This is a genomic window from Bacillus sp. FSL R9-9530, from assembly GCF_038008145.1.
GTDB classification, from domain to species: Bacteria; Bacillota; Bacilli; order Bacillales; family Bacillaceae_G; genus Bacillus_A; species Bacillus_A mycoides.
In genome coordinates, this window is sequence record NZ_JBBOYO010000001.1 from 5,053,729 (window position 1) to 5,075,921 (window position 22,193).

Below are 22,193 nucleotides of genomic sequence, written 5' to 3' on the forward strand. Positions count from 1 at the left end.
TCTTTGCTGCTCTATTGATATAATCAGTGCTAGTGTATATTGGCGAGACTATTAGGAGTTGAGAACATAGATGAATAAAGAAGAAAGAGCAAAAAGACAGTCCAAAATTCGTAACTTCTCCATCATTGCTCACATTGACCACGGGAAATCAACGTTGGCAGACCGTATTTTGGAGAAAACAAACGCGTTGGCACAGCGCGAAATGAAGGCGCAATTGCTTGACTCTATGGAGTTGGAGCGTGAGCGTGGTATTACAATTAAATTAAATGCAGTACAACTAACGTATAAAGCGAAAGACGGTGAAGAGTATATTCTTCACTTAATCGATACTCCAGGACACGTCGATTTTACGTACGAAGTATCTCGTAGTTTAGCGGCTTGTGAAGGTGCAATTCTTGTAGTGGATGCAGCGCAAGGAATTGAGGCGCAAACATTAGCGAACGTATATTTAGCGCTTGATAATAATTTAGAAATCTTACCAGTTATTAATAAAATCGACTTACCAAGTGCAGACCCAGAACGCGTACGTCAAGAGGTAGAAGATGTAATTGGTTTAGATGCATCGGAAGCTGTACTTGCTTCAGCGAAAGCTGGCATTGGTATTGAAGATATTTTAGAACAAATCGTTGAAAAGGTACCAGCTCCAACAGGTGATTCAGAAGAGCCGTTACAATGTATGATTTTCGATTCTTTATATGATCCGTACCGTGGTGTAATTGCATATATCCGTGTTGTAAATGGAACGGTAAAAGTTGGCGATAAAGTACGTATGATGGCAACTGGAAAAGAATTTGAAGTAACAGAAGTAGGTGTGTTTACACCGAAAACGACGCAACGTGACGAGTTAACAGTAGGTGATGTAGGTTTCTTAGCGGCATCTATTAAAAACGTAGGTGATACACGCGTAGGTGATACGATCACACATGCGAAACGTCCGGCTGCAGAGCCGTTAAAAGGGTATCGAAAATTAAACCCAATGGTATTCTGTGGTTTATATCCAATCGATTCTGCACGTTATAACGACTTACGTGATGCGTTAGAAAAACTAGAATTGAATGATTCTGCTCTTGAATTTGAGCCTGAAACATCTCAAGCTTTAGGTTTTGGTTTCCGTTGTGGTTTCTTAGGGCTTCTTCACATGGAGATTATTCAAGAACGTATTGAACGTGAATTCAAGATTGACTTAATTACAACAGCGCCAAGTGTTATTTATAAAGTGTATTTAACAAACGGTGAAGATTTTATTGTTGATAATCCATCTAATATGCCAGATCCACAGACTATCGATCGTGTAGAAGAGCCGTTTGTGAAGGCTGCAATTATGGTTCCGAATGACTATGTTGGAGCTGTAATGGAAATTTGCCAAGGGAAACGTGGAACGTTTATTGATATGCAATATTTAGATGAAACACGTGTTACATTGACATATGAAATCCCGTTATCAGAAATCGTATATGATTTCTTCGATCAATTGAAATCAAATACGAAAGGATATGCATCATTTGACTACGAGTTAATTGGTTATAAACCATCTAAACTTGTGAAAATGGATATTCTTTTAAATAATGAACAAGTGGATGCTTTATCATTTATTGTACATCGTGATTCAGCGTATGACCGTGGTAAAGTAATTGTAGAGAAATTAAAGAAATTAATTCCAAGACAACAGTTTGAAGTGCCAATTCAGGCGACTATCGGAAATAAAGTTGTATCTCGTTCTACAATTAAGGCGATGCGTAAAAACGTACTTGCAAAATGTTACGGTGGTGACATTTCTCGTAAGCGTAAACTTCTTGATAAGCAAAAAGAAGGTAAAAAACGTATGAAGTCTGTGGGTTCTGTAGAAGTGCCGCAAGAAGCATTCATGGCTGTACTGAAAATGGATGATAACTAATGGAGTGAACTATAATTAGTGGAGATTTTTCTATTCTTCGCTAATTATTAGCCCGCACCAATCGTGATAAAAGTAGAAGCCGTTCGTTCGGCTTCTTTTTTATATGCTACTTTTTAGACATCTTATCATCTCTCATTTACAATAGTGAGAGAGCTTTTTAGTGATTGATATAGAGTTAGGAGACTATTAATGTCCGAAAATATTCGAAAAGATATTCGAGAGAAAATACAAAAAGGTAATTTTAATTGCGAAAAGGAACTGACGCTTTCTATAATTAGTGGGAAGTGGAAAGTTGTGATATTGTGGCACTTAGGTGTGGAAGGTCCGCATCGTTTTAGTGAATTGCAACGTCTGTTCCCGAGCATTTCTCATAAAGTTTTGTCAAATCAATTGAAAGAGTTAATGGAGGACGGGATTGTTGATCGAACGGTATACCCGGAAATTCCTCCGCGTGTTGAGTACTATATGACGGAATTAGGTATGTCGCTTTTACCGATCGTTGAAATGATGTATGATTGGGGAAAAATGCGAATGGAACAAATCCGTAATACAGTAGAGAAGTAAAGAATCCTCCGGAGTGCGGAGGTTTTCTTTTTAGAAAGGTAGGAGTTATATTTGGTACAAGCTGCATATATTCATATTCCATTTTGTCAGCATATTTGTCACTATTGTGATTTTAATAAAGTATTTATTGAACGCCAACCGGTTGATCAATACTTACAATATTTAGAGAAGGAAATAATAAATACGGTTCAAAAAGTACCGTTTGAAAGTATGAAAACGATTTTTGTTGGCGGAGGAACTCCGACAGCTTTAAATATGGAGCAAACAAAAAAACTACTCGACATCATTAACCGTCGTTTGCGTCCATTTGCGCCGAATTGTGAATTAACATTTGAAGCGAATCCAGGTGATTTACCGAAAGAGAAGTTGAACGTATTGCTAGAAGGTGGAGTAAACCGAATTAGTTTTGGTGTGCAAACGTTTCGTGATGAGCTACTTGAGAAGATTGGACGCAGACATACGAGAGAAGATGCATTCGTAGCGATTCGAGAAGCGCAGGAAGTCGGTTTTACAAATATTAATGTAGATTTAATTTATGCTCTGCCAGGACAGACGATAGAAGATGTAAAGGAAACATTAGACATTGCCTTTACGCTTGGTGTACAACATTTCTCGGCATATTCCTTAATTGTGGAACCGAAAACCGTGTTTTATAACTTAATGAATAAAGGGAAATTAAGACTTCCAGGTGAAGACCATGAAGCGAAAATGTACGAAATAGTAATGGATAAAATGGAGAAACATGGTTATAACCAGTATGAGATTAGTAACTTCTCAAAAGGTAATAATGAAAGTAGACATAATCTCACATACTGGAATAATGAAGAGTATTATGGATTTGGAGCTGGAGCGCATAGTTATGTGAACGGGGAACGAATTCAAAATGTAGGTCCGCTCAAGCAATATTTCACTAAAATTGATGAGACAGGATTTCCATATTTAGATGTTCACCCAGTGACAGAGAAAGAAAAAATGGAAGAAGAGTTGTTCTTAGGACTTCGAAAAACAAAAGGTGTTTCTAAGTTAGAATTCCAAAAGAAATTTAATGTGGAGATGGACCATGTTTTTGCAAAGCAGTTACAAAGTAATCAAGAACAAGGATTACTTGAAAACAGAGATGGACATGTTTGTTTAACGAGGAAAGGGAAACTATTAGGGAATGAAGTATTCCAGTCATTTTTGATTGATTAATTAAATGTGCCATAAGCGCGAAAATTTTTTGTTATTTCGTGACGTTTCCGTTGACAATTGAATGTCAATTTTGGTAAGTTATTAATAGATTTAGCACTCGAAGACAAAGAGTGCTAACAGAGGTGATGATGAGATGCTTACGGAACGTCAGCTCTTAATTTTACAAACAATTGTTGATGACTTTATTGGATCAGCGCAACCAGTTGGTTCGAGGACGTTGGCTAAGAAAGATGAAATTACGTTTAGTCCAGCTACTATTCGAAATGAAATGGCTGATTTAGAAGAATTAGGATTTATTGAAAAAACGCATAGTTCTTCTGGGCGTGTTCCTTCTGAAAAAGGATACCGATTTTATGTAGACCATCTTTTAGCGCCGCAAAACTTACCGACCGATGAAATTGTACAAATTAAAGATTTATTTGCTGAAAGAATTTTTGAAGCAGAAAAAATTGCACAACAATCAGCTCAAATTTTATCAGAGCTTACGAATTATACGGCCATTGTTCTTGGTCCCAAATTGAGCACAAATAAACTTAAAAATGTACAAATTGTACCGCTTGATCGTCAAACAGCAGTCGCTATTATTGTAACAGATACAGGGCATGTGCAAAGTAAAACGATTACCGTTCCGGAATCTGTTGATTTATCAGATTTAGAAAAAATGGTTAATATTTTAAATGAAAAGCTATCTGGTATACCTATGGCAGAACTTCATAATAAAATCTTTAAAGAGATTGTTACAGTCTTGCGTGGGTATGTTCATAATTACGATAGTGCAATAAAAATGTTAGATGGTACATTTCAAGTCCCTTTATCGGAAAAGATATACTTTGGAGGAAAAGCAAATATGCTTTCGCAACCAGAGTTCCATGACATTCACAAAGTAAGATCTTTGCTGACGATGATCGATAATGAGGCTGCGTTTTATGACATTTTGCGTCATAAACAAGTCGGAATTCAAGTGAAAATTGGTAGAGAAAATTCTTCTACGGCAATGGAGGATTGCAGTTTGATTTCTGCAACGTATTCGATTGGAGAAGAGCAACTTGGAACAATTGCAATTTTAGGTCCGACGAGAATGCAATACTCTCGTGTAATTAGTTTACTGCAGTTATTTACAAGACAATTTACAGACGGACTTAAAAAGTAAATGAGAGTAATACATTCGCTCAAGTGATGAAATTTTCATTGCTGTGTGTAATATATAATGCTTAGGTAATCATGCTAAGCATGATACCTAATACCTTTTAAGGAGGTGAAAATTGTGGAAGAGCGTAACGAACAAGTGGTAGAAGAAGTGAAAGAAGCGCAAGTTGAAGAAGCTGTCACGCCAGAAAACAGTGAAAAAACTGTAGAAGAAAAAAGTGAGGCTGCTCTTTTACAAGAAAAAGTAGATGAGTTACAAGCGAAACTAACGGAAACGGAAGGTCGCACATTACGTCTACAAGCTGATTTTGAAAATTATAAGCGCCGTGTCCAAATGGATAAACAGGCTGCTGATAAATATAGAGCACAAAGTCTAGTTTCAGATATTTTGCCAGCTCTTGATAATTTTGAAAGAGCGATGCAAGTGGAAGCGACTGACGAGCAAACGCAATCCTTGTTACAAGGTATGGAAATGGTGCATCGTCAATTGCTAGAAGCGTTGACTAAGGAAGGTGTTGAAGCGATTGAAGCTGTTGGTAAACAGTTTGATCCGAATGAACACCAAGCTATTATGCAAGTGGAAGACAGTGAATTTGAATCAAACGCGGTAGTTGAAGAATTCCAAAAAGGTTATAAACTAAAAGACCGTGTGATTCGCCCATCAATGGTAAAAGTAAATCAATAATTTACATAAAAGTAGGAGGATTCGCCATGAGTAAAATTATCGGTATTGACTTAGGTACAACAAACTCTTGTGTAGCTGTTATGGAAGGTGGAGAACCAAAGGTTATCCCAAATCCAGAAGGAAACCGTACAACACCTTCTGTTGTAGCTTTCAAAAATGAAGAGCGTCAAGTTGGGGAAGTTGCGAAGCGTCAAGCAATTACAAACCCAAATACAATCATGTCTGTTAAACGTCATATGGGTACAGACTACAAAGTAGAAGTTGAAGGTAAAGATTTTACACCTCAAGAAATTTCTGCAATCATTTTACAAAACTTAAAAGCTTCTGCTGAAGCATACTTAGGTGAAACAGTAACGAAAGCTGTTATTACAGTACCAGCATACTTCAACGATGCAGAGCGTCAAGCAACGAAAGATGCTGGTCGTATCGCTGGTTTAGAAGTTGAGCGTATCATTAACGAACCAACAGCCGCAGCACTTGCTTACGGTTTAGAAAAACAAGATGAAGAGCAAAAAATCTTAGTATATGACTTAGGTGGCGGTACATTTGATGTATCTATCCTTGAGTTAGCAGACGGCACATTCGAAGTTATTTCAACTGCTGGTGACAACCGTCTTGGTGGAGATGACTTTGACCAAGTTATCATCGATCATTTAGTAGCTGAATTCAAAAAAGAAAATAGCATTGATTTAAGCCAAGATAAAATGGCACTTCAACGTCTGAAAGATGCAGCTGAAAAAGCGAAGAAAGATCTTTCTGGTGTAACACAAACACAAATTTCATTACCATTCATTAGTGCTGGAGCTGCTGGCCCATTACACTTAGAATTAACGTTAACAAGAGCTAAATTCGAAGAAATTTCAGCTGGTCTTGTTGAAAGAACATTAGAGCCAACTCGTCGTGCATTAAAAGACGCTGGTTTTGCTCCAAGCGAATTAGATAAAGTTATCCTTGTTGGTGGATCTACTCGTATCCCAGCTGTACAAGAAGCAATTAAACGTGAAACTGGTAAAGAGCCATACAAAGGTGTAAACCCAGATGAAGTTGTAGCATTAGGTGCTGCAGTTCAAGGTGGCGTACTTACTGGTGATGTAGAGGGCGTTCTATTATTAGACGTAACTCCACTTTCTTTAGGTATCGAAACTATGGGCGGTGTGTTCACGAAACTAATCGAGCGTAACACTACAATTCCGACAAGTAAGTCACAAGTATTCTCAACAGCTGCTGATAACCAACCAGCGGTAGACATTCACGTACTACAAGGTGAGCGTCCAATGTCAGCTGACAACAAAACGTTAGGTCGTTTCCAATTAACAGACCTTCCGCCAGCACCACGTGGAATTCCACAAATCGAAGTAACATTCGATATTGATGCGAACGGTATCGTTAACGTACGTGCAAAAGACTTAGGAACAAGCAAAGAGCAAACTATTACAATCCAATCTTCTTCAGGTCTTTCTGATGAAGAAGTAGATCGTATGGTACAAGAAGCTGAATCAAATGCTGATGCTGACCAAAAACGTAAGGAAGAAGTTGAACTTCGTAACGAAGCTGACCAACTTGTATTCCAAACAGACAAAGTTGTAAAAGATTTAGAAGGTAAAGTAGATGCAGCTGAAGTAGCGAAAGCAACGGAAGCGAAAGAAGCATTACAAGCGGCAATCGAGAAAAACGAACTTGAAGAAATCCGTGTGAAAAAAGATGCTCTTCAAGAAATCGTACAACAATTAACTGTTAAATTATACGAGCAAGCTCAAGCGGCTGCAGGGCAAGCAGAAGGAGCACAAGGAGCACAAGACGCTGGCGCGAAAAAAGATAATGTAGTAGACGCTGAGTTTGAAGAAGTAAAAGAAGACAAGTAATACAGTGAAATAAAATAAGTAAGATGACAAAAAGTCAAAGTCAAGCGTGCCTTGGCTTTGGCTTTTTTCACGAATAAGAAGAAATGTGTGAGGATCTTAAGTTTTTTATTTTGCATACTGTAAGTGAGGAAACTTTGTTGCAAAGCACTTTCTTTCGGTGTTAAAATTACGTTTATGTGAAAGATTCGGGGGTTGTAAATTTATGAATAAACGAGACTATTATGAGGTCCTTGGACTTAGCCAGGGCGCTTCAAAAGATGAAATTAAAAAAGCGTATCGTCGTTTGGCTAAAAAATACCATCCAGACGTAAGTAAAGAAGAAAATGCAATTGAAAAGTTTAAAGAAGTACAAGAGGCATACGAAGTATTGAGCGATGATCAAAAGCGTGCGCAGTATGATCAATTTGGTCACGCTGGTCCGAATCAAGGTTTCGGTGGCGGAGGAGACTTCGGCGGTGGCTTCGGTTTCGAAGATATCTTTAGTTCATTCTTTGGCGGTGGCGGCGGAAGACGTCGTGATCCAAATGCTCCACGTCAAGGTGCTGATTTACAATATCAAGTTACTTTAGAGTTTGAAGAAGCTATTTTTGGTAAAGAATTGAACGTTGAGATTCCAGTGGAGGATCCATGTGATACTTGTAAGGGTAGTGGAGCAAAACCAGGGACTTCAAAAGAAACATGTACACATTGTTCAGGATCAGGGCAAGTAAGTGTAGAACAAAATACACCATTTGGGCGTATTGTAAACCGTCAAGCTTGTGGACATTGTTCAGGAACAGGTCAAATGATTAAAGAGAAATGTACGACATGCCATGGTTCTGGTAAAGTTCGTAAACGTAAAAAAATCAATGTTAAAATTCCAGCGGGTATCGATAATGGTCAACAAATTCGTGTATCTGGAAAAGGTGAAGCAGGCGTAAATGGCGGACCGGCAGGTGACTTATATGTTGTTGTTCATGTGAGAAATCATGAATTCTTTGAACGCGAAGGGGATCACATTATTTGCGAAATGCCAATAACATTTGCGCAAATGGCACTTGGTGCGGAAGTAGAAGTTCCTACCGTTCATGGCAAAGTGAAGCTGAAAATTCCAGCAGGAACACAAACAGGAACAGAATTCCGCTTAAAAGGAAAAGGTGCTCCGAACGTACGTGGATATGGTCAAGGAGATCAATATGTAGTCGTTCGTGTTGTTGTGCCGACGAAATTAACTTCACATCAAAAAGATTTATTGCGTGAATTTGCAGGGCAAGAAGAGCAGGATGATAGCTTATTCAGAAAGCTTAAACGTGCTTTTAAAGGGGAATAATGGAAATAAAAAATGGAGTTGGTAAATTGTGAAATGGTCAGAAATTAGTATTCATACAACAGAAGAAGCAGTAGAAGCTGTCTCTCATATTTTGCATGAAGCAGGCGCTAGCGGGGTTGCGATTGAGGACCCAGCGGAGTTGACGAAAGAGCGCAAGCAACAATACGGTGAGATTTATGCACTTAACCCAGATGAATATCCAAGTGAGGGTGTTTTGGTAAAAGCATATTTCCCACAAACGGATTCTTTACACGAAACGGTTGCAGGTGTAAAATCATCTATTGATGCACTACCATCTTTCGACATCGAAATTGGTAAAGGAACTATTACAATTAATGAAGTCGATGAGGAAGATTGGGCTACTGCTTGGAAGAAGTATTATCATCCAGTTCAAATTTCTGATACATTCACAATTGTGCCGACGTGGGAAGAGTATACACCGTCTTCTCCAGATGAAAAAATTATTGAATTAGATCCAGGTATGGCGTTTGGTACAGGGACACATCCAACAACGACGATGTGTATTCGTGCGTTAGAAAAAACGGTTCAGCCAGGTGATACTGTGATTGATGTGGGGACAGGTTCGGGGGTACTTAGTATTGCTGCGGCAAAATTAGGTGCGGCTTCTGTTCAAGCGTATGATTTAGACCCAGTTGCAGTTGAAAGTGCAGAAATGAATGTGCGCTTAAATAAAACAGATGACATTGTCAATGTTGGACAGAATAGTCTATTAGAAGGTATTGAAGGTCCAGTTGATTTAATCGTAGCAAATTTACTAGCGGAAATTATTCTTCTATTCCCTGAAGATGCAGCGAGAGTTGTGAAGCCAGGTGGATTATTTATTACATCTGGTATTATTGGGGCGAAAGAAAAAGTAATTTCTGAAGCGTTAGAAACAGCTGGATTTTCAATTGAAGAAGTACTTCGAATGGAAGATTGGGTAGCAATTATTGCACGAAATGCGTAATATAGATTTTAGTCTATAAAGAACAGGGGAGTCTCTCACCGTATAAGGTGAGGGACTTGCCGTTTGTTATATGAAAATGATAACGTTTCGTTCTTTTCGTAAGTGTTGACTTACGAAAGGAACGAAACTCTACTAAGGTGATTATATGCAACGTTATTTTGTAGAAGAGAAATATGTAAATGAGACAAGTATTCGCATAATGGGTGATGATGTCCATCACATCGCAAGAGTGATGCGTATGTCAGCTGGTGACCACATTTATTGCTGTGTAAATGGTAAAACAGCAGAGTGTTCAATTGCTGAAATTACCAGTGAATTTGTGGATACCACTATTGTAGAATGGGTAGAGGCGTCAAGCGAACTTCCTGTGTTCGTGACGATTGCAAGTGGACTGCCGAAAGGAGACAAGCTAGAGTTAATTTTTCAAAAAGGAACTGAGCTTGGGGCAGCTGCATTTTTACCATTTCAAGCATCTCGATCTATTGTAAAGTGGGATGCGAAAAAAGCAGATAAAAAAGTTGAGCGTTTGAAAAAAATTGTAAAAGAAGCTGCGGAACAATCGCATAGAAGTGAAATTCCAGAAGTACACGTTCCCTCATCATTTAAACAACTGCTGTCGATGAGTAGCGAGTATGATGTTTGTCTTGTTGCGTATGAAGAAGAAGCGAAACAAGGTGAGAAATCTAATTTTGCGAAAGCTTTAGCGACGATTAAACCAGGCCAAAAGCTGCTGATTGTATTTGGACCAGAAGGCGGTTTAGCGGAGGAAGAGATAACCGTACTTCGTGAACATAAATTTGTACCATGTAGTTTAGGACCAAGAATTTTAAGAACAGAAACGGCTCCGCTTTATGCGTTAAGTGCCGCTTCTTATTATTTTGAATTGATGGGGTGATAATCAATGGCAACTGTTGCGTTCCACACGTTAGGTTGTAAAGTAAACCACTATGAAACAGAAGCGATTTGGCAATTGTTTAAACAAGGTGGTTATGAAAGAACTGAATATGAAAAAAAATCGGATGTATACGTTATTAACACATGTACAGTAACGAATACTGGAGATAAAAAAAGCCGTCAAGTAATTAGACGTGCTGTACGTCAAAATCCAGATGCGGTAATTTGTGTAACTGGATGTTATGCACAAACATCTCCAGCGGAAATTATGGCGATTCCAGGTGTAGATATTGTTGTTGGTACGCAAGATCGTGAGAAGATGTTAGGATACATCGAAGAATTCCGTAAAGAGCGTCAACCGATTAATGCTGTCCGCAATATTATGAAAACACGTGTATATGAAGAGCTCGATGTACCATATTTCACGGACCGTACACGTGCATCTTTAAAAATACAAGAAGGTTGTAATAACTTCTGTACATTTTGCATCATTCCTTGGGCGCGCGGTTTAATGCGTTCTCGTGATGGAAAAGAAGTTATTAAACAAGCGCAGCAATTAGTAGATGCGGGCTATAAAGAAATTGTATTAACAGGTATTCATACAGGTGGGTACGGTGAAGATATAAAAGAGTATAACTTAGCTGGATTACTGCGCGATATGGAAGCGGAAGTAGGCGGATTGAAACGCCTTCGTATTTCTTCTATTGAGGCGAGTCAAATTTCTGATGAAGTAATTGAAGTGTTAGATAAATCAGAAGTAGTTGTACGTCACTTGCATATTCCATTACAGTCAGGATCTAATACTGTATTGAAACGTATGCGCCGTAAGTATACGATGGAATTTTTCCAAGAGCGTTTAGATCGTTTGAAAGAAGCGTTACCAGGTCTTGCGATTACATCAGACGTAATTGTTGGATTCCCAGGCGAAACAGAAGAGGAATTCATGGAAACGTACAATTTCATTAAAGAGAATCGTTTCTCTGAATTACACGTTTTCCCTTATTCGAAACGTACAGGTACTCCAGCAGCACGTATGGAAGATCAAGTTCCTGAAGACGTGAAGAACGATCGTGTTCACCGTCTAATTGAGCTATCAAATCAATTAGCGAAAGAGTATGCTTCTAAATTTGAAGGTGAAGTACTTGAAATCATTCCGGAAGAGACATTTAAAGATGGTGACCGTGAAGGTTTATATGTAGGTTATACAGATAACTACTTAAAAATTGTGTTTGAAGGATCTGAAGAATTGATTGGTAAGCTAGTAAAAGTGAAAATTACAAAAGCTGGTTATCCATATAACGAAGCGCAGTTTGTTCGTGTTCTTGAAGATGATGTAAAAAAAGAATCAGCAAGCGCATAAAATGAAACTTTAATCAGTGGGGGGTGTTCATCCCCGCTGATTATCAGCCTGACCCCCGCCTAAGTTCTTTGCTTTCGCTGAATTTTGAGGTGGGGGTCTTACTGTCCTGGCAAATAGCGGGATAAAAAAGCATGCAAACGGAAACGATTTGCATGCTTTCTTTTTTTTTGTGGAGAAGTTAAGTACTAAAAAGGCAGGTACGTTGAATGAGTAGTTATTTAATGCTTTCTTGTATTAAAAACGGTGTAATGATAAAAAATATAGTTGTCTTCAGGGGAAAAGGATAATAGCTATCTACATAGCTTTTGAACAGGTAAGGGCATCTATTCTTCTTTTATTCTGCCAAATAGTTGACCTGAAGTGATAAAATGTATTATAATCGTAAAAGACATGCTGAAGAAGGGTTTCTTTTTGCATGCTGAAATTAGTATGTAAGTGTGATGTTTCGGAGGGAGGGAAAGAGAATGTCAAAAACAGTCGTTCGTAAAAACGAGTCTTTGGAGGATGCACTTCGCCGTTTTAAAAGATCGGTTTCTAAAACTGGTACACTTGCTGAAGCAAGAAAGCGCGAGTTTTATGAAAAGCCAAGTGTAAAACGTAAGAAGAAATCTGAAGCGGCAAGAAAGCGTAAGTTCTAAGAGAGGGTGTAAGTTATGAGTCTTCTCGGTCGTTTAAACGATGATATGAAACAAGCGATGAAGAATAAACAAAAAGAAAAATTAACCGTTATTCGTATGGTTAAGGCTGCTTTACAAAATGAAGGTATTAAACTGCAACATACTCTTACTGAAGAAGAGGAATTAACAGTTTTAGCTCGTGAAGTAAAACAGTATAAGGACTCCCTCCTTGAATTTAAAAAAGCTGGTCGTGAAGACCTTGTTGATAAACTGCAAAGTGAAATTCAGATTTTAAGCGCATATTTGCCGGAGCAATTAACAGAAGAAGAACTAGCGGATATAATTAAGCAAGTTATTTCTGAAGTTGGTGCTACATCTAAAGCAGATATGGGTAAAGTGATGACTGCTGTTATGCCGAAAGTAAAAGGTAAAACAGACGGATCACTTGTGAATAAGCTGGTTATCCAGCTATTAGCATAAAAAAGCGTCTCATTTCGTATGAGACGTTTTTTTATGCTTTTTTCAGTTTGGACGTGATATTACAAGCTCTTTTTTCATACATATGGGATGAGAGGGGGTCTTTTGAGATGAAAAAAATAGAACAAATGAAGAATTGGTTAACGAAGCAAATAGACCTGCCAGTGGATGTGTTAATGGATCTACCTCGGATCACGCTTGTTGGGCAAGTACATATCTATATAGAAAATCATCGAGGATTATTAGTGTTTTCAGATAAAGAGGTAAGATTGCTATTGAAACATGGTCAATTATTAATTAAAGGTCAATCCTTTGTTATTAAAACAATCCTTCCAGAAGAACTGTTGCTTGAAGGGATTATTGAACAAGTGACGTTTTTAGAAAATGAAAAGAAAGAGGAGTGAGGAGAAACTTCCGTTTGTGAAGTTTTTCTTCGTTACCTTGTATTAACAGGCGGTAACGTTCTGGGCTCAATATTCGGTTCGTACAAAGAGGATAGGTGGGAATTGAGTTCCACGTAAAAAACTGGCTCGTGAAGGTTAATAATTAGTGAGGATCAAGGAATCTGCTAATTAAAATTTTAGTACGAGCTAGTTTGATAATCGAATTGAAAAGTAGTGTATCTACTTTTAGAAAGGTAGTGGAGATAGTCGATGAAAAATAAATGGTTCATAAAATGGCTTGGGTATGTAAAGGTGCGAATTGAAGGTAGAGGAGCGGAACGCTTTGTTAACGAGTGTGTGCGGAAGAAATTACTCGTTTGGGATGTAAAGAAGATAGCTGATGAAACGTTAGTTTTTTGTATGTTATTACGAGATGTGAAAAAGATAAAACCAATTTATAGAAAAAATGAATGTAAATTATATTTTATTGGACGTTACGGTTTTCCTTTTTGGAATAAGCGTGTAATTAAAAATAGTGGATTTTTAATTGGGTTTTTAATATTTTTTTTCGGAATGATCGCATTGTCAAATATGGTGTGGAAAATTGAAATTACAGGAGCAAAACCTGAAACAGAATATATATTGATGAAAGAATTGGACAAAATGGGTATAAAAAAAGGTAAATTACAATTCCAAATGCCGAGTGTAGAAGATGTTCAACGTCATTTGACAGACAATATTAATGCGATTACTTGGGCGGGATTAGAAATAAGAGGGACAACATATCATTTTAAGATTGTTGAAAAAAATGAGCCGAAAAAAGAAAGTGAACAACAGCCACAAAACTTAGTAGCAAAAAAAGAAGGGATTATTACAAAAACATTTGTGGAAGTTGGGAAGCCGGTTGTCATGAAAAATGACCATGTGGAAAAGGGGCAACTTCTCGTATCCGGGATGTATGGTAATGAGGAGAATCCGACAGTTGTTTCGGCTAAAGGGATTGTATATGGAGAAACGTGGTATAAATCTGAGGTGGATGTTCCGTTAAAGACACAATTTCAAGTGTATACTGGTAATTCATACAATGAACATTTCCTTAAATTTGGGAGTACTAAAATAAAAATATGGGGATTTCTACAGGATACGTATAAGCGCTCTCGTACTGAAAGTGTAAAACATGATGTGAAATTATTTGGATTTACATTACCAATTGCATACGAGAAAGATATTGTACGAGAAGAGGAAGAAGCGAACCGAGAATATACCGAAAAACAAGCAATGAAAGTAGCGAAAGAAATGGCAGAAAAAGAACTGAAGAAAAAATTGGATGAACATGCTATGATTGTAAGTGATAACATTTTGAGTAAAGAGGTTGAGGCGGATCACCTAAAGGTCACATTACATTATACAGTGATTGAAAATATTGCAGAGCCACAACCAATATCTGAATCCGATATTCAAGGAGACTGAGTAATGGCAGAACAATTAGTAGAAATGAACCAACAATTGGAAAATCCCAACGAAGCAATCGCTCTTTTTGGGGTAAATGATGCTCATTTAAAAGTAATTGAACGAGAACTTAGTGTATCGATTGTGACTAGAGGAGAATCTGTTCGTGTATCTGGGGCAGATGAAACTGTGGTGCTCGTAGAAAAAATCTTACAACAGTTACTTGTTGTTATCCGTAAAGGTGTATCAATTTCGGAAAGAGATGTTGCGTATGCGATTCAGCTTGGGCAACAAGGGAAAATTGCTCAATTCGAAGAATTATATGAAGAGGAAATTTTTAAAACGGCAAAAGGTAAATCCATTCGTGTGAAAACGATGGGGCAAAGACGATATATTCATGCAATGAAAAAGAATGATATTGTATTTGGGATAGGACCTGCTGGGACAGGAAAAACATACTTAGCCGTAGTAATGGCTGTGAGAGCTTTAAAGCAAGGGTATGTAAAGAAAATTATTTTAACAAGACCTGCTGTAGAAGCTGGAGAGAGCTTAGGGTTTTTACCAGGTGATTTGAAAGAAAAAGTAGATCCGTATTTACGTCCACTATATGATGCGTTACATGATATTCTTGGACAAGAATATACACAACGTATGATGGAACGTGGTGTAATTGAAATTGCACCTCTTGCTTATATGAGAGGGCGTACTCTGGATGATTCATTTGTTATATTAGATGAGGCGCAAAATACAACTGGTGTTCAAATAAAAATGTTTTTAACACGATTAGGTTTTAGTTCTAAAATGGTTATTACGGGGGATCCCTCACAGGTAGACTTGCCAAAAGGGGTAAAGTCAGGTCTTTCTATTGCTGCTAATATTTTATCTGGTGTATCAGGTCTTTCGTTCATAACATTGGAACAAACGGACGTTGTGAGACACCCATTAGTGCAACGTATTATTGAGGCATATGATAAAATGGAATGATCCTATTTGTCAGGATCATTTCTTTTTGTATGATAAGGTTGGCGAATGACATATTTTTTACTATCATTAAAGACGAGGGAAATAAACTATAGGTGATAGTGGATAAAAATGTTGTCCAAAAAGTATCGTTACCTAGAAGAAATGAAAGCTATAAATAGTTTCACTTTATTTCTGGAGAGGAGAAGGTATTGAAATCATGTCAAGATCTCAAGAAATTTCTAAGTGGTTTCGTAATTTACAACATTCGAAAAAACTAAGTTGGATTTCTTACGTTTTATTAGGGGCAGTGCTGTTTTTTGCACTTATGAATAATGTAAAACCAGAGCAATTAGATGTTACAACATATTCTATTGCGAAAAAAACAATCCATTCTCCTATTAAAATTGAAGATAAAGTTACAACGGACAAAAAGAAAAAAGAAGCCGCTACAAAAGTTGAAGATCAATATACATATAAAAGTGAGTATAAACAAAATAAAGTGGATATTGTGAATGACGTCTTTGCTAAAGTAGATGAAGTGATACAAGAGATTAAAGCGGTTGGACCGGATGAGCAAAAAAAGATTACTGATGCTGAAAAAGTGGACAAGTTGAAAAAAAAATTGCCTACTGATTTAACGAAAGAATTATCTGATTCAAACTTACTAAACTTAATTAATGCAGATTCGAACCAATTAGTATTAGCGAAAGATGCAACAGTTACAGCTATTAATAGTATCATGACTGAGCATGTTAAAATGGATGAATTGAAGGATGCGAAGGAACGATATGTAAGTGAGATGAATAGTGTTAATGTTGATAATGGTTTAAAGGAATCTATTAAGGCGTTAGGGAAATATGCGATTTCTGCAAACTATTTTTATGATCCGACCTTAACAAAAGAGAAGAGAAAAGCGGAAGAAGATTTAGTTCCACCTGTTTATATTCTTCAAGGGCAAGTCCTTGTTAGAGAAGGTGAAACGATTTCAAGTGATATGTACAATCAGTTGAAATTAGTTGGCCTGTTAGAAAAAGGGAACAGTTTTCAACCCTATGTTGGGTTAGCGGTACTCATTGGTGTGCTATTGTACTTTATGCATAAGCAGTTTGAAGTGTTTTTACAGCGGAAAAGAGAAGATAGGCCGTATGTCTTAGCGTATATTACAATTTTGTCTATCACGATTGTTTTAATGAAAATCATTAGTTTGTTTCAAAAGCTTGAGTATGCAGGAATCGCGTATGTTGTTCCAGTTGCAATGGGAACAATACTTGTAAAATTAATGATTGGTGATCGATTTGTATTTTTAACGAGTATGATCTTTTCTGTATGCGGAAGTATTATGTTTAATGAAGGTGTAACGAGTACACTGAATTATAGTGTGGGGATTTATGTTTTATTAAGTTCATTATCAGTTAGTATTTTCTTGAGAGAAAAAAATCGTCGTACGATGATTTTACAAGCTGGTATACTCGTTTCTGTATTAAATGTAGTCGTATTAGCGGCTTTGCTATTATTACGTAACGGGAATTTTTCGCCTCTTGAAATTGGGGTGCAATTATTAATGGCTGCTGTTTCAGGTATTATCTCTTCTGTTCTAGCTATGGGGATTTTACCGTATTTAGAAAGTGGTCTTGGGATTGTATCGAGTATGAAATTGATGGAACTTTCAAGTCCGAATCACCCGCTTTTGCGTAAAATTTTATTAGAAGCACCAGGTACATATCACCATAGTGTAATGGTAGCTAATCTCTCAGAAGCTGCTTGTGAAGCAGTTGGAGCAAATGGAGTATTAGCGCGTGTAGGGGCGTATTATCATGATGTAGGGAAAACGGTACAACCACAGTTTTTTATTGAAAACCAAATGGGTATTGAAAACCCGCATGATAGATTAGACCCTGTAACGAGCAAAGATATTATAATTGCTCATGTAACCGATGGGGTGAGAATGTTAGAAGAACACCATATACCTCAAGAAATTATCGATATTGCTGGACAGCATCATGGTACAACGTTACTTAAATATTTTTATTATAATGCGATTAAAGAAGATAAAGAGAAATATACGGAGGAAATGTTCCGCTATCCAGGATCAAAAGCAACTTCTAAAGAGTCGGCGATCGTTGGTATTGCTGATAGTGTGGAAGCGGCGGTACGTTCGATGAACCATCCAACACCAGATCAGATTAATAATTTAGTGCAAAATATTATTAAAGATCGCCTGCAAGATGGTCAATTTAGTGAATGTGATTTGACATTTAAGGAACTACAAATCGTTGGAAAAACGTTATGTGAAACGTTAAATGGTATTTTCCATTCCCGTATTACATATCCGGAACCGCCGGAAGAAAAGGAGAAAGAATGAGTTTATTAATTGATTTTATTGATGAAACAGAAGAAGTGAAAGACGAATATATAAGTTTGATTCGAGGTTTAGTAGAGAAAGCAGCCCAAATGGAGAACATAGAAGAAGGCGCAGAATTATCGGTTACATTTGTAGATAATGAACGTATTCGTGAAATAAACCGTGATTACCGAGATAAGGATCAGCCTACGGACGTTATTTCTTTTGCTATGGAAGAAATGGGAGAAGGCGAAATGGAAATTGTCGGTGCAGAGATGCCGCGTATGTTAGGAGATCTTATTATTTCTATTCCAAGAGCAAAAGAACAAGCTGAAGAATATGGACATTCTTTTGATCGAGAACTTGGGTTTTTAGCACTACATGGCTTTTTGCATTTGCTTGGTTATGATCATATGACAGAAGAAGATGAGAAAGAAATGTTTGGAAGACAAAAAGAAATTTTAGAGGCCTTTGGATTAGGACGATGAAAACAGGAAAACTTTTAGATAGTTTTGGATATGCTATAGCTGGTATATACTTTTGTCTTCGTCATGAACGAAATATGAAAATTCATTATTTAGCCGCAGTCATCGTTATATGCTGCGGCTTTTATTTCCATATTACAACAATGGAATGGATTGTTGTACTTATTGTGATAGGGATTGTAATGAGTTTAGAGATGGTGAATACGGCTATTGAAAAAACAGTAGACTTAGCAACCGTCGATATTCATCCGGTTGCAAAAATTGCAAAGGATGTTGCAGCAGGGGCAGTTTTATTATTTGCAATTATAGCTGCTGTAATTGGTGCTATTATCTTTTTACCGTATATGGTATAGTTGCATTCCGAAGCTTTTATTAAGCTTTGGGAGCGCCGTGAAGGCCTTTAATGAAAGAGTGTATCTATTCACATCTATGAACGGAAAGGATGCGGGAATATGAATAGCAAACAATTAATTCAAGAAGCAACCGAAGCGCGTAAACGAGCGTACGTACCATATTCTAAATTTCAAGTAGGTGCAGCTTTACTAACTCAGGATGGAAAAATATATCGTGGATGTAATGTTGAAAATGCATCATATGGTTTATGTAACTGTGCAGAACGAACAGCGTTATTTAAGGCAATTTCTGAAGGGGATAACGAGTTTGTAGCTATTGCAGTCGTAGCGGATACAAAGCGTCCAGTACCTCCTTGTGGAGCATGTCGACAAGTTATGATAGAATTATGTAAACAGGATACGAAAGTATACCTATCAAACTTACATGGTGATGTTCAAGAGACAACAGTCGGAGAATTGTTACCAGGAGCATTTTTAGCGGAGGATTTACATGAATAGAAAAGGTTATAAATCAGGTTTTGTCTCTATTATTGGCAGACCGAATGTTGGGAAATCTACATTTTTAAATCGTATTATTGGCCAAAAAATTGCTATTATGAGCGATAAGCCACAAACAACTCGTAATAAAATTCAAGGTGTATATACAGAAAATGATTCACAAGTAGTTTTCATTGATACACCAGGAATACATAAACCTAAACATAAACTAGGCGATTTCATGGTGAAGATGGCTCAAACGACATTAAAAGAAGTTGATATTGTTTTGTTTATGGTCAATGCAACTGAAGGATATGGTCGTGGTGAGGAATTTATTATTGAGAAATTACAAGAAACGAAACAACCGGTATTTTTGGTAATTAATAAAATTGACCAACTTCATCCAGAGCAATTGCTGGAGTTGATTGATCAATATCGTAAATTATATGAGTTCGCGGAGATTGTGCCAATTTCTGCATTGGACGGTAATAACGTTGAAGCGTTAATCGGAGCAATTAAAAAGTATTTACCAGAAGGACCGCAATATTACCCGGATAATCAAGTAACGGATCATCCAGAGCGATTTATTATTTCAGAGCTTATTCGTGAAAAAGTATTACATTTAACACGTGAAGAAGTACCACATTCTGTAGCGGTTGTTATTGATGCAATTCAAAAGCGTGAGGGCGGAGCGGTTTATATAAACGCAACGATTGTTGTTGAACGTGCATCACAAAAAGGAATTATTATAGGTAAGCAAGGGAAGATGTTAAAAGAAGTCGGTAAGAGAGCTCGTTTTGACATTGAAGCACTTCTTGGTTCTAAAGTATTTTTAGAAGTATGGGTGAAAGTGCAAAAAGATTGGCGTAATAAGATGTCACAGCTTCGTGACCTTGGTTTCCGTGAAGACGAGTATTAATATGAAGTAAAGTTGTGATCAGTGGATGTTTTGTTCATCCGCTGATTATTGGTTTTTATGAACCTTGATAAATTAGGAAAAATTTTTCTCACATGAAAATGAACAAAATGGGTCAACTTAATAACAACAAAAGAAATTGGTTTATAGGCTACGCTTATTGAGAAAGGTGGATTCTTATGCTAGATTTTACCTGGAAGTTTTTCTCCAAAACAGGAAGCATTGAAACGTATTTGCTTTTGAAAGAAATGGAAAAAGACGTAAACGATGAGATGGATCAACATGAAGAGGAGTTAGCGCATCTAGACTCTCCAATTTCTTGACCCGTTTTGTTCAAACCTTGGATGGTGACGAACATGTTTCAAAAAGTTGAGGGCATTGTTATCCGTACGACAGATTACGGAGAAACAAATAAGATTGTTACAATATACTCACGGGAATTTGGTAAGGTAAGTGCAATGGCAAGAGGGGCGAAAAAGCCGAAGAGTCGGTTAGCAGCTATTTCGCAACTTATGACACATGGTCATTTTCTTATTCAAATGGGATCTGGACTTGGAACTTTGCAACAAGGCGAGATTATTTCATCTATGAAAGAAATTCGCGAGGATATATTTTTAACTGCTTATGCATCATTTATTATTGAATTAACCGATAAAGCAACAGAAGATAAGAAGCATAATCCGTATTTATTTGAAATGTTATATCAAACGTTGCATTATATGTGTGAGGGTGTTGATCCAGAAGTATTATCATTAATTTATCAAACGAAAATGCTTCCGGTATTAGGGATGCGCCCGTACTTTGATACATGTGCTATTTGTCATCAAGAAACAGATTTTGTCGCCTTCTCTGTCCGGGAAGGCGGTTTTCTGTGCTCGCGTCATGCGGAGCAAGATCCGTATCGTATTCCGGTGGGAGAGGCTGTTCATAAATTATTACGTCTCTTTTTTCACTTTGATTTACACCGGCTCGGTAATGTATCGGTGAAGGATAGTACAAAAAAACAAATGCGCACAGTATTGAATACATATTATGACGAATATTGTGGGATTTATTTGAAAACAAGGCGTTTCTTGGAACAACTTGATAAGTTTCAAATATAAAAAGGGCCGTATACGGTCCTTTTTACATACTTTCTTTTTCGAATAGCATATTTAGTATATAATATTTAAGAGATAGTATAACTTTTTTCGTTGTGCATTAAAGGTGGTGATTATCATAGAGCTGAATAAACGGCAAGAGCATATCATTCAGATTGTAAAAGATCACGGTCCTATTACAGGGGAGTCAATTGCTGGGCAATTGGGTTTAACACGTGCAACGCTAAGACCAGACTTAGCAATTTTAACGATGGCTGGTTATTTAGAAGCGCGTCCACGTGTAGGTTATTTTTATACGGGTAAAACCGGGGGACAGCTATTATCTGAAGCTGTTAAGAAAATTAAAGTGCAAGATTATCAATCTAGACCGGCTGTAATTGATAAAAATGTATCAGTATACGATGCAATCTGTACTATGTTTCTAGAGGACGTTGGTACATTATTTGTTGTAGATCAAGCTACTTTATTAGTTGGCGTTGTATCTCGTAAAGATTTATTACGAGCTAGCTTAGGAAAGCAGGATTTAACCTCTCTTCCGGTTAATATTATCATGACAAGGATGCCAAACATTGCGATGTGTCGCAGGGAGGATTCTTTATATGATATTGCGATGGAATTAATAGAAAGACAGATTGATGCGATGCCGGTTGTGAAGGATACGAAACAAGGTTTAGAAGTGATTGGACGAATTACAAAAACAAATATTACACGTGCGTTTGTAAATTTAGTAAATAACGAATAAGTGTAATTTGTTTAAAGT

23 protein-coding genes are annotated in these 22,193 nt (G+C 37.2%); all 23 read left to right on the top strand.

Going from position 1 to position 22,193, the window contains the following annotated elements; translation table 11 throughout:
- The first annotated feature begins 70 nt into the window (after window positions 1–70).
- The 23 genes from lepA to MKX66_RS25735 all read left to right on the top strand — a co-directional run bounded on the left by lepA (window position 71) and on the right by MKX66_RS25735 (window position 22,175).
- Complete coding sequence (gene lepA, locus MKX66_RS25625; RefSeq protein ID WP_002034072.1) at window positions 71–1,894, top strand: elongation factor 4; 1,824 nt, start codon at window positions 71–73, stop codon at window positions 1,892–1,894.
- 189 nt (window positions 1,895–2,083) lie between these two features.
- Entirely contained in the window at window positions 2,084–2,458 is a 375-nt protein-coding gene (locus MKX66_RS25630) for a winged helix-turn-helix transcriptional regulator (protein WP_002015203.1), read from the top strand.
- Window positions 2,459–2,509: 51 nt separating this feature from the next.
- Window positions 2,510–3,649 carry a radical SAM family heme chaperone HemW gene (hemW, locus tag MKX66_RS25635; protein ID WP_341087397.1) on the top strand — a complete coding sequence of 380 codons (1,140 nt, stop codon included), beginning with the start codon at window positions 2,510–2,512 and terminating at the stop codon, window positions 3,647–3,649.
- A 133-nt stretch (window positions 3,650–3,782) separates the two neighbouring features.
- Window positions 3,783–4,799, top strand: a complete 1,017-nt coding sequence (gene hrcA, locus MKX66_RS25640) for a heat-inducible transcriptional repressor HrcA (protein WP_002034070.1) — start codon at window positions 3,783–3,785, stop codon at window positions 4,797–4,799.
- A gap of 114 nt (window positions 4,800–4,913) precedes the next feature.
- Window positions 4,914–5,480, top strand: coding sequence for a nucleotide exchange factor GrpE (grpE, locus tag MKX66_RS25645; protein WP_002165061.1), 567 nt, complete (start codon window positions 4,914–4,916; stop codon window positions 5,478–5,480).
- Window positions 5,481–5,506: 26 nt separating this feature from the next.
- Window positions 5,507–7,342 carry a chaperone protein DnaK gene (gene dnaK, locus MKX66_RS25650; protein WP_002015198.1) on the top strand — a complete coding sequence of 612 codons (1,836 nt, stop codon included), beginning with the start codon at window positions 5,507–5,509 and terminating at the stop codon, window positions 7,340–7,342.
- 202 nt (window positions 7,343–7,544) lie between these two features.
- Window positions 7,545–8,651, top strand: coding sequence for a chaperone protein DnaJ (gene dnaJ, locus MKX66_RS25655; RefSeq protein WP_341087399.1), 1,107 nt, complete (start codon window positions 7,545–7,547; stop codon window positions 8,649–8,651).
- Window positions 8,652–8,679: 28 nt separating this feature from the next.
- Window positions 8,680–9,618 (top strand): 50S ribosomal protein L11 methyltransferase, encoded by a 939-nt coding sequence (prmA, locus tag MKX66_RS25660; protein ID WP_002067162.1) that lies wholly within the window; start codon window positions 8,680–8,682, stop codon window positions 9,616–9,618.
- Window positions 9,619–9,763: 145 nt separating this feature from the next.
- On the top strand, window positions 9,764–10,513 hold the full coding sequence (locus MKX66_RS25665; protein WP_326996613.1) for a 16S rRNA (uracil(1498)-N(3))-methyltransferase: 750 nt from the start codon (window positions 9,764–9,766) through the stop codon (window positions 10,511–10,513).
- 6 nt (window positions 10,514–10,519) lie between these two features.
- Window positions 10,520–11,872 (top strand): tRNA (N(6)-L-threonylcarbamoyladenosine(37)-C(2))-methylthiotransferase MtaB, encoded by a 1,353-nt coding sequence (gene mtaB, locus MKX66_RS25670; RefSeq protein WP_002067163.1) that lies wholly within the window; start codon window positions 10,520–10,522, stop codon window positions 11,870–11,872.
- A gap of 464 nt (window positions 11,873–12,336) precedes the next feature.
- The gene (rpsU, locus tag MKX66_RS25675) at window positions 12,337–12,510 is read left to right on the top strand and encodes a 30S ribosomal protein S21 (RefSeq protein ID WP_000048061.1); all 174 of its coding nucleotides are present in this window, start codon (window positions 12,337–12,339) and stop codon (window positions 12,508–12,510) included.
- 15 nt (window positions 12,511–12,525) lie between these two features.
- Window positions 12,526–12,969: a GatB/YqeY domain-containing protein gene (locus tag MKX66_RS25680; RefSeq protein ID WP_000054578.1), complete on the top strand. Its 444-nt coding sequence runs from the start codon at window positions 12,526–12,528 to the stop codon at window positions 12,967–12,969.
- Between the two features lie 107 nt (window positions 12,970–13,076).
- Window positions 13,077–13,370 carry a sporulation protein YqfC gene (yqfC, locus tag MKX66_RS25685; RefSeq protein WP_002067170.1) on the top strand — a complete coding sequence of 98 codons (294 nt, stop codon included), beginning with the start codon at window positions 13,077–13,079 and terminating at the stop codon, window positions 13,368–13,370.
- A gap of 249 nt (window positions 13,371–13,619) precedes the next feature.
- Window positions 13,620–14,819, top strand: a complete 1,200-nt coding sequence (yqfD, locus tag MKX66_RS25690) for a sporulation protein YqfD (RefSeq protein ID WP_341087402.1) — start codon at window positions 13,620–13,622, stop codon at window positions 14,817–14,819.
- Between the two features lie 3 nt (window positions 14,820–14,822).
- A complete protein-coding gene (locus tag MKX66_RS25695) occupies window positions 14,823–15,782 on the top strand; it encodes a PhoH family protein (protein WP_002015189.1) in 960 nt (319 codons plus the stop codon).
- A 196-nt stretch (window positions 15,783–15,978) separates the two neighbouring features.
- Window positions 15,979–18,123: an HD family phosphohydrolase gene (locus MKX66_RS25700; RefSeq protein WP_088040160.1), complete on the top strand. Its 2,145-nt coding sequence runs from the start codon at window positions 15,979–15,981 to the stop codon at window positions 18,121–18,123.
- Window positions 18,120–18,590 carry an rRNA maturation RNase YbeY gene (gene ybeY / locus MKX66_RS25705; protein WP_002088675.1) on the top strand — a complete coding sequence of 157 codons (471 nt, stop codon included), beginning with the start codon at window positions 18,120–18,122 and terminating at the stop codon, window positions 18,588–18,590. The genes MKX66_RS25700 and ybeY overlap by 4 nt, the downstream gene beginning before the upstream one ends.
- The gene (locus MKX66_RS25710; protein WP_002143170.1) at window positions 18,587–18,940 is read left to right on the top strand and encodes a diacylglycerol kinase family protein; all 354 of its coding nucleotides are present in this window, start codon (window positions 18,587–18,589) and stop codon (window positions 18,938–18,940) included. The genes ybeY and MKX66_RS25710 overlap by 4 nt, the downstream gene beginning before the upstream one ends.
- Before the next feature lie 99 nt (window positions 18,941–19,039).
- Window positions 19,040–19,438: a cytidine deaminase gene (locus MKX66_RS25715; protein WP_002015184.1), complete on the top strand. Its 399-nt coding sequence runs from the start codon at window positions 19,040–19,042 to the stop codon at window positions 19,436–19,438.
- The gene (gene era / locus MKX66_RS25720) at window positions 19,431–20,336 is read left to right on the top strand and encodes a GTPase Era (protein ID WP_002088672.1); all 906 of its coding nucleotides are present in this window, start codon (window positions 19,431–19,433) and stop codon (window positions 20,334–20,336) included. The genes MKX66_RS25715 and era overlap by 8 nt, the downstream gene beginning before the upstream one ends.
- A gap of 176 nt (window positions 20,337–20,512) precedes the next feature.
- Complete coding sequence (locus MKX66_RS25725) at window positions 20,513–20,656, top strand: YqzL family protein (protein WP_000883924.1); 144 nt, start codon at window positions 20,513–20,515, stop codon at window positions 20,654–20,656.
- A gap of 33 nt (window positions 20,657–20,689) precedes the next feature.
- Window positions 20,690–21,436: a DNA repair protein RecO gene (gene recO, locus MKX66_RS25730; RefSeq protein ID WP_002129136.1), complete on the top strand. Its 747-nt coding sequence runs from the start codon at window positions 20,690–20,692 to the stop codon at window positions 21,434–21,436.
- A gap of 106 nt (window positions 21,437–21,542) precedes the next feature.
- Complete coding sequence (locus tag MKX66_RS25735) at window positions 21,543–22,175, top strand: helix-turn-helix transcriptional regulator (RefSeq protein WP_002015181.1); 633 nt, start codon at window positions 21,543–21,545, stop codon at window positions 22,173–22,175.
- Window positions 22,176–22,193: the final 18 nt, after the last annotated feature.

Bases quoted from the DNA above. Each gene is read 5' to 3' on its own strand.
- lepA (WP_002034072.1), top strand. From the start codon at position 71: ATGAATAAAGAAGAAAGAGCAAAAAGACAGTCCAAAATTCGTAACTTC.
- MKX66_RS25630 (WP_002015203.1), top strand. From the start codon at position 2,084: ATGTCCGAAAATATTCGAAAAGATATTCGAGAGAAAATACAAAAAGGT.
- hrcA (WP_002034070.1), top strand. From the start codon at position 3,783: ATGCTTACGGAACGTCAGCTCTTAATTTTACAAACAATTGTTGATGAC.
- dnaK (WP_002015198.1), top strand. From the start codon at position 5,507: ATGAGTAAAATTATCGGTATTGACTTAGGTACAACAAACTCTTGTGTA.
- dnaJ (WP_341087399.1), top strand. From the start codon at position 7,545: ATGAATAAACGAGACTATTATGAGGTCCTTGGACTTAGCCAGGGCGCT.
- MKX66_RS25665 (WP_326996613.1), top strand. From the start codon at position 9,764: ATGCAACGTTATTTTGTAGAAGAGAAATATGTAAATGAGACAAGTATT.
- mtaB (WP_002067163.1), top strand. From the start codon at position 10,520: ATGGCAACTGTTGCGTTCCACACGTTAGGTTGTAAAGTAAACCACTAT.
- rpsU (WP_000048061.1), top strand. From the start codon at position 12,337: ATGTCAAAAACAGTCGTTCGTAAAAACGAGTCTTTGGAGGATGCACTT.
- MKX66_RS25680 (WP_000054578.1), top strand. From the start codon at position 12,526: ATGAGTCTTCTCGGTCGTTTAAACGATGATATGAAACAAGCGATGAAG.
- yqfC (WP_002067170.1), top strand. From the start codon at position 13,077: ATGAAAAAAATAGAACAAATGAAGAATTGGTTAACGAAGCAAATAGAC.
- yqfD (WP_341087402.1), top strand. From the start codon at position 13,620: ATGAAAAATAAATGGTTCATAAAATGGCTTGGGTATGTAAAGGTGCGA.
- MKX66_RS25695 (WP_002015189.1), top strand. From the start codon at position 14,823: ATGGCAGAACAATTAGTAGAAATGAACCAACAATTGGAAAATCCCAAC.
- MKX66_RS25700 (WP_088040160.1), top strand. From the start codon at position 15,979: ATGTCAAGATCTCAAGAAATTTCTAAGTGGTTTCGTAATTTACAACAT.
- ybeY (WP_002088675.1), top strand. From the start codon at position 18,120: ATGAGTTTATTAATTGATTTTATTGATGAAACAGAAGAAGTGAAAGAC.
- MKX66_RS25710 (WP_002143170.1), top strand. From the start codon at position 18,587: ATGAAAACAGGAAAACTTTTAGATAGTTTTGGATATGCTATAGCTGGT.
- MKX66_RS25715 (WP_002015184.1), top strand. From the start codon at position 19,040: ATGAATAGCAAACAATTAATTCAAGAAGCAACCGAAGCGCGTAAACGA.
- era (WP_002088672.1), top strand. From the start codon at position 19,431: ATGAATAGAAAAGGTTATAAATCAGGTTTTGTCTCTATTATTGGCAGA.
- MKX66_RS25725 (WP_000883924.1), top strand. From the start codon at position 20,513: ATGCTAGATTTTACCTGGAAGTTTTTCTCCAAAACAGGAAGCATTGAA.
- recO (WP_002129136.1), top strand. From the start codon at position 20,690: ATGTTTCAAAAAGTTGAGGGCATTGTTATCCGTACGACAGATTACGGA.